Annotated in this window: 4 protein-coding genes and 2 pseudogenes; all 6 read right to left on the reverse strand. The window is 54.5% G+C overall.

The features are described from left to right. Nucleotides 1–130 precede the first annotated feature (130 nt). A complete protein-coding gene (locus FQ755_RS33435) occupies nucleotides 131–2833 on the reverse strand; it encodes a TrlF family AAA-like ATPase (RefSeq protein WP_144161545.1) in 2703 nt (900 codons plus the stop codon). Between the two features lie 562 nt (nucleotides 2834–3395). Continuing rightward, complete coding sequence (locus FQ755_RS33440) at nucleotides 3396–3932, reverse strand: hypothetical protein (RefSeq protein ID WP_144161547.1); 537 nt, start codon at nucleotides 3930–3932, stop codon at nucleotides 3396–3398. Further along, nucleotides 3913–4731, reverse strand: a complete 819-nt coding sequence (locus tag FQ755_RS33445) for a DUF5677 domain-containing protein (RefSeq protein WP_144161549.1) — start codon at nucleotides 4729–4731, stop codon at nucleotides 3913–3915. The genes FQ755_RS33440 and FQ755_RS33445 overlap by 20 nt, the downstream gene beginning before the upstream one ends. A gap of 27 nt (nucleotides 4732–4758) precedes the next feature. Next, a pseudogene (locus tag FQ755_RS33450) lies at nucleotides 4759–5151 on the reverse strand (HEPN domain-containing protein); the annotation flags it as partial. 18 nt (nucleotides 5152–5169) lie between these two features. Continuing rightward, a complete protein-coding gene (locus tag FQ755_RS33455; RefSeq protein WP_144161553.1) occupies nucleotides 5170–6228 on the reverse strand; it encodes a hypothetical protein in 1059 nt (352 codons plus the stop codon). A 146-nt stretch (nucleotides 6229–6374) separates the two neighbouring features. Beyond that, nucleotides 6375–6817 (reverse strand): annotated as a pseudogene (locus FQ755_RS33460) (inovirus-type Gp2 protein); the annotation flags it as partial.

The following is a 6817-nucleotide window of genomic DNA, read 5'->3' on the forward strand; positions in this document are numbered from 1 at the left end:
CCGACATGCCAGGCACCAACGTCTCTCTGATCACCTGCTGCTTGAATTTTCGCGCGTACGTGCGACGGGGATGGGCTGCGCCCCCTGCGTTCGACATGGCTGACTGGCTCCGTTGATCTGAACGCCCTCATCATGCTTTGGAAAAGTCAGCATGGCGAAACGGTCGGGCCGAGCCGCTTACGAATGCCTCGCGTGCACCCTCCAATATCTTGCACGCCGCATCTCGGGCTGCGGTGTCATCGATCGACCCACGTGCCACGATCTTGCTGTGATCGCTGTTGCTTTTGAAAACGATTAGTTGCTCGGCGTCACCGAGAACAGCAATGTTGGCATTGTGCGTGACGATGATGACCTGTCGACGTTCTTTCGCACGGCGGAGGACGGGTACAAAAGTGTGGAAGATGAATTCGCTATCCAGGTTGTCCTCTGGTTGATCGATAATTAACGGACGCTTACTATCAGATGACAGGATCAGAGCGAGCAGAACTGACTGCTGCTGCCCGAGCGAGAGTTGCGAAAAATCACGCTGCACGTATCTACCGTTCGCACCATCTTCTACGCGTCGTGTAACGGTCAACCTCGGCAGGTCATCGACATGGCATTGTTCGAGCGCAGCACGAACTGACGGCTCGACAAGTTTGTCGAGAATTTCCTTAGCATCGGCAGGCGAAAACTGCTGGACGTTCTCGTCTACTCTGATCGCTGTCAGCGGCGCTGTTTGCGATTTCGCGATCGCTTCAAGCAATCCTGGCACCGTCAGATTCTCCACGATCACACGTGCCTTGTGATGGTTCACCGTTCGCCAGCTCAACGCGCTCGCGATGATGTCCACAGCCTCTTCGGAGAATCCACTTTCCACATATTGCAATTTAACCTGCAAGTCCGAGAGCACCTCCGCAAGTGCACGCGACGCTTTGATCGCATAGACCTGCCGCATCGCTGCAACGTTCCGGCGAGCCTGCCACCGGTTACGCAGCGTCGCTGCATACTGCGTGCGCAGAGTCGTCAAATGCGGCTCCCACGTCTTGAGATTCGTCAAGAGTTTCTGCTGCTTCGTTTCTTCCGTCGTCAACTTAGCGACATGCGACATGTCGAGTCTGATGCCTTGCGACTCCAACGCGATTCGCTTCGCCTCGATGTCGTCGCGAATGGGCCGCTCGTTCGTAGTCCATCGCTCGATTGACGCCGCCGTTGCGGTGTGCAGTTGCGTATAAGCCGCAGCGATAGCGTCTTGAGCCTGCTTAACCTTCGCAGAAAACTCATCTACTGCTGAGACGATCTCTGCGGCCTCGACCCGTCCAGTGACGACATCGCCACCATCAACAAGCGATCGCAGAACGACTGTTGTCTCAGTCAGGGTCGCATCGTCTATGAATTCTTTTAGCTCTGCCAGTTGCTCCTTGAGTTGCTCCCGCTTTGATTTTTCGATTGCCAGGCTGCGTTGCAGCTTGATGACGTCAGCTCCTTTTACAGCTTCAAATGCCTTCAACTGTTGCTGCACCACCGTGAGGGAACGTTGCGTCTGCGGGATAGAACCAACATTCTTCACAGCCTCGACAATCTTCGCGCGTTGTTCCTGCAGATTGTCGCAGATCGACCGCTCTTCATCGATTGCGTCATGGACCCCGGTAAAAGTGTCGAGGTACTTCATTAGAGCAAGTGGGTCCCCTTTCGCCTGCTCACGCACTCTGGCCGCTTCCCCTTGGCCGAAGCAGTCAAGTTCGAATGCGATCGGCCCGTCTAGTGGATCATCAAGGTTCGTCAAATTTTCGCCGATCGTCCGCGACAACGCGTGCTGCTGGCCGGCTTCGTCTTGCCAGAACAGATGTAATTGATCTGGCCATACCTCAGAATCCACTACGTCCGCCCCAGATTCCGTACCGGTTAAACAACGCACAGCTTCAAATGTAGTGGACTTTCCGGTCCCTCGCCCGCCGATGATGCAGTTCAGATTGCGGCTGAAATGGATGGTCTGACCTTTGAGAAAGCCGCCGCTGATTGTAGCTCCTAGGATAAATGGCGTTGCAGTAGGTATCTCGTCTTCCAGACGAATTCGAGAGTCACCCTCTTCCAGCGCGTGGCGCAAGCCGTCATACGAGGGGGTAACCATCTTGTAGCGAGTGAGTTTGCGATCCTGACTTGCGTTTCGCCCAAGAGCATTCACTGTGTGAGAGTCAGAGCTGAGGATGCGTGCCAGATACTGGCGCTCGCCTAAGCCTAGCCGCTCAATGCGCTGCTTGCCAATATGCGCCCGAACCTGATCAGGGTCATCCGGCGCATAACGCACGGGTGATGCGGCGCTGCTGAGTTCGATCCCGAGTAAGGCATCGTGACAAATGATGTCCGTCTTGTGAGGTGAGCCACCGGGGTGGTTGGTTTCCAGGCCGTTGCCTCCATCGACGTGCGCGAGAACACAAAAGCCGCCTAGGCCCTTCGCCAGATCCAAGCATGCGTGCATCGCATTGCGGCAACGACTGTTGGGCAGTCCGCGGTCAGCAAGGTCGAGGCGACCATGAAACTGCGTTAGTGCAGCTACGGTCGGGAAATAACAAAGCAAATGCCCTTCCGGCGTGGATAGCTCAACGGCCGGGATAACTAGGATGCCAACCGACTTCCCCGCTGTCACCGCTGTTTGGATATTCCCAATCTCATTGTGATCGGCTACCGCAATGATCTGCAGGTTCTCTCGCACGGCCGTGTCGACAATGGCTTGCGGTGTCATGGCGGTGTCGGTGACGTCGTGGGACGCTTGGTAAGAATGAATGTGGAGGTCGCCCCGATAAAAATGTGCACCGTCGGGCTGGATCAAACATTCTTGTAACTTATCGGTCATGCTGGCTCTCCTCTTTATTTATTTAAAATCGACTGCCCCGCAGATGAAATTCACTTCTTTCGGCCCGGATCCGGCTTCACCTACGTCTAAGCTTCCCAAATATCCGGCACGACTCGTCCGCTCCGCATATCCAATGCCGAATACCTGTTCGTAAACAAGGGAAATCTATCAATGCCACTTCGGGCGCTCTGCTCACCTAGGAATCGAATATTTGCACAAAATCGGTTGACGCGGCGCCAACGTCGGCTGCGGCGATACACCTCGATAAGCAGCGACCTCTAGAAAGGACCGTTGAATATCCTTTCTCGCACGCCGAGCGCTCGGCGCGCATCTTCGATATTTGTTGCCTCCATTAGCGCCCACAGCGCGCGCACAGACGGCCCGCCTTCATTGAACACTAGCGCTATCCGCCCGTCTTGCGACGGGCGCAGGAATTCAGCCGGCACGAGCGGACCATCGTTAAACCACCCCTTTCGGATCGGTGGTTCCCGCGTATCCTAAACGAGAGAACCCCAGCCAAGGCACGCTATCGTCTGCATGCTTTTACCTTACGGAAATTCGTCTATTCATCGGCGCCTTTGTCGCACCCCGGCGAGCAGACGTGATTGATCCAAAAAGCGCAGGATTCTATTACGTCAAAGGCCATGCCCGGCGAGTGAATATCCGATGTGCCGTGAGACAATGCGTTTCGCAACTCGATAAGTGCCTCGATCGGGTCAAGCAAGGCGTTAGCGCCCGGAGCGAGCGGCGGAAGGACACCTGCTTTTCTAGCCCGGCCGACAAGTTTGCGTAGGGTGCTGCGCGAAGCACTTCCGCTACCGCGGAGGCGCCATTTCAGCGCCAACTCCAAAGCGCCAAACACTTGCATCTCACCGACGACGAAGAGATCGTAATCGAAGAAGGCGTAGATGGTGGCATTACGCGCGCGGTCAAATGCCGCCCGAACGTCCCTTGGTACAAGGTCAATAAGACTGATACCCGCGAGCGCAGTGTGATGATCAGCGAGCGTTATACGCCGCGCCACACCGTTTTCTACAACGCACAGGTTGGCAAAGCGCGGATCAGGCTTAAGGATGCTGTCAACCGATTTGAAAATCATTTGCGCGACCGTCGTCTTGCTCGCCTTTCCGACCATAGCTGGCGAACCAGCGGAAGTGGTCTGTGACCTTAGAATATGTCGTCTCCGCCTGGAAAACCGGCTGCAGTAGCATGATGCATGCGTAAAGCGCTGGAATCGAGTGCGCCAACGCGTTATGCGCACACTCGTCGTCCGGCTGCAGCAGAAACCCCGTCACATCGGGTCGGCCATCTGTATACCGGCTCAATGACTGGACGGTCGGATGCGCGTCGCCCGAAAAATCCCGAAAGAAGCTGTAAAGCGGTGCCATATCCGATTGCCTTGCCGCTTGCTCCGACACCACCTTGCCGAGCTCCTGGCCGGAAGCATCGAGATCGCTCAGGAAACGCTGGAGTCGTTCCAAGACGTCAGAACCGATCACGTCAGCATGTGCCTTATCGTTTAACAGTTCGGTTGCCAATGTCTTCCGATGCTTCGCATGATCCGCGATCATCTTGTCGATGAAGCTGGGATCTTCGACCAGAGCCCCCATATAGAAAGCAGTCTCAAGGGCATTACGGGCGATTGACCTTGCCTCGACAAACATACCGCGTCCCGACAGAAGAATCACGCCTTCGAACGAACTGATTGCACGCAATAAGAGCGTTGTCAGCGTCACTTCCCGTTTCGAAGAAGCAACCTGGCTTATTTCCCGTGCGAAATCCAAAGCCAGATCTCGCAGTCGATCAGCATGCGCGAACAACGCATGATTTTTCTCTTGATTGCGTTTCACCCAATCGTCAACGGCCGGACTCAAAAAGCCTTCGCCGTGTAGTTCCATGTCGCCCCCCTGCATGTGGCCTGTACGTCACACTTTCCCAGTCGGAGCCTGGTTTCGATACACCTTGTCCCGATCCATCAGCCCAACCTCCACCATAGCCGCCCTCGCCTTCATAGTCGCCAGCCCTGGCATCAACCATGCCTTGACTGATTCATCGCTCAGTCCTATCTCTTTCAACAGCGTCATGTGATAGAAAAATCCCAAGGCGTCAGCTTTCCAAGAAAGTTCGCGCAAGAAATCAGCAGACTGCTCACGCGTGCGTTGCCCACCAAAATGCACCAAATCGTTACGAATATTGGCACATGCCTTCGCGAATGACCCAAGCCGCTGGATATCAATCCCGAATGGGAGCGCCTCGAACGTTGCACACAGTCGCTGCTCTAACGTAGGTTCTGCAGCATATCGCAACCTTCGTGCGAGCCACTTTCGATCTTTCTCCTAAGCTACCCCCGTAAGGATGCGATCGACTTTTTCTTGCAGCGCGCTACCCGGTTGCTCTGAACCGTATTTTGTCCGGTGGAAGAACTCCATCCCCTGCGCCAGATTCGCGAAGCGATTCTCTACGTAAAGGCTCATGTCTCTGCGAGTGGACAAGTACGAATAGAACCCCGGGCCAAACTCATCTCGCTTAGTTCGCCATGCGGCATAGAGGTCACCAAATGACTCCTTCAACTGAACAAAATTCGTGCAGACCTCATGAAGCTTCGGTGGGGATGCTGAGCTCGTCAGACGCCGAAAATAGAATGTGAATCGCTTTTTACTCCGGGAAATCTGTACTGTTGGCCACGCAAGCGAGAAATGCGAATCCGTCAATAGGGTCATGAGATCTTGGAACGCACCGAACTCTTCCCGCACTTGCTCTGGAGAAAGAGCGGACTTCTTCCGGAATGCAAGCGTCATGCACTCACGGACCTTGGCTTCGAATCGATGCAGGCCATTGGATTCAACGACTTCCGTATGCTTCGCAAATGTCAGCTTTCCCACCGTCGTGTTGTACACGACATCGCGCACCTCATCACTCTTGAGCTTCGTTACTCGCTTCGTTCGCGTCAGGTCCAGGGTTCCAAATCGAAGCCAGTTCTCAAATCCCGTCAGATCAATCTCGATTTCGGAGAATTGCGGGACCTTTCCACTTCTTGTGAACTCGGTATCCCCAACCAGGCACATCGTCGCGAAGTACCTTTCGAACGAGAAGCGACTCGAGTTGAATTGGCCACCGTTCGGCGTAGCATCGATCAGAAGCACCTTCTTTCCGGTCTTCTTCGTAATGCCTTGTATTGCACGAGGCGGCCTCCTCGTCGAGCTATTCACAATGATCTGCTCAATCGGGTGCTGACTCGTGGGAAGCACACCATCGAGCTCAAGCCGGATCTCCCCGTCCTCGGCGATCTTCAACCATCCCGTAACATGCTGTTCCGGTGCGAACTGACTACCGGGGTACTTTTCGTCACGCCACCAGAAATAACCCTGCTCGTCCAAGATGTCATTTTTCCCCACGGCCCCGTTTCCTTATTTATGGAAGGCCTTGCAGGACTATCGCTCGCCCTACAAGGCACAACCTATGTCTCGCCCGGTCCTATGCTACGGCAAAGTCCCACGGGATATTGTCGGATATATTTGTATCTGATGCATCGATTACCTAATCAATCGATAGCCTCATCATCTTTGATGTCGAATCTATCAGAATCGACTCGTGGCCGGCCCGCCTTCAACTTTTCCGGCACCCGACCCATATCAAACGTACGGACGCGCTCTGCACCTTTGATCATCAAATACTGCGACGCCTTCGCGAGATAGAGCAGATTCTTTCTCAGCGATTCACGCTTCTCAGTATTCTTACGATCGATCTGCCCCGTACCGATACCATGACCGAATCTGGCGTGGAACGCCTTGCGAGCATTGCTGTTCCAGTACGCGCCCTTACCTTCCGTCACGACATCAGCCCAGTATTCACCAATACACTGCGCGAGCGACACGTCACGCTTGTGCTTCGCTTCGTAGTACAGGATCACATGCAAGTGAAAGCCAGTCTTCTCGCCTTGCTCGATCGTCCAGACGTAGTTCTTGATGCCTGACATCAGTTTGT

The organism is Paraburkholderia sp. BCC1885, assembly GCF_900996235.1.
Classification (GTDB): Bacteria; Pseudomonadota; Gammaproteobacteria; order Burkholderiales; family Burkholderiaceae; genus Paraburkholderia.

Coding starts and splice junctions, on each gene's coding strand:
- FQ755_RS33445 (WP_144161549.1), bottom strand. CDS start 4,731: ATGGAACTACACGGCGAAGGCTTTTTGAGTCCGGCCGTTGACGATTGG.
- FQ755_RS33440 (WP_144161547.1), bottom strand. CDS start 3,932: ATGATTTTCAAATCGGTTGACAGCATCCTTAAGCCTGATCCGCGCTTT.
- FQ755_RS33435 (WP_144161545.1), bottom strand. CDS start 2,833: ATGACCGATAAGTTACAAGAATGTTTGATCCAGCCCGACGGTGCACAT.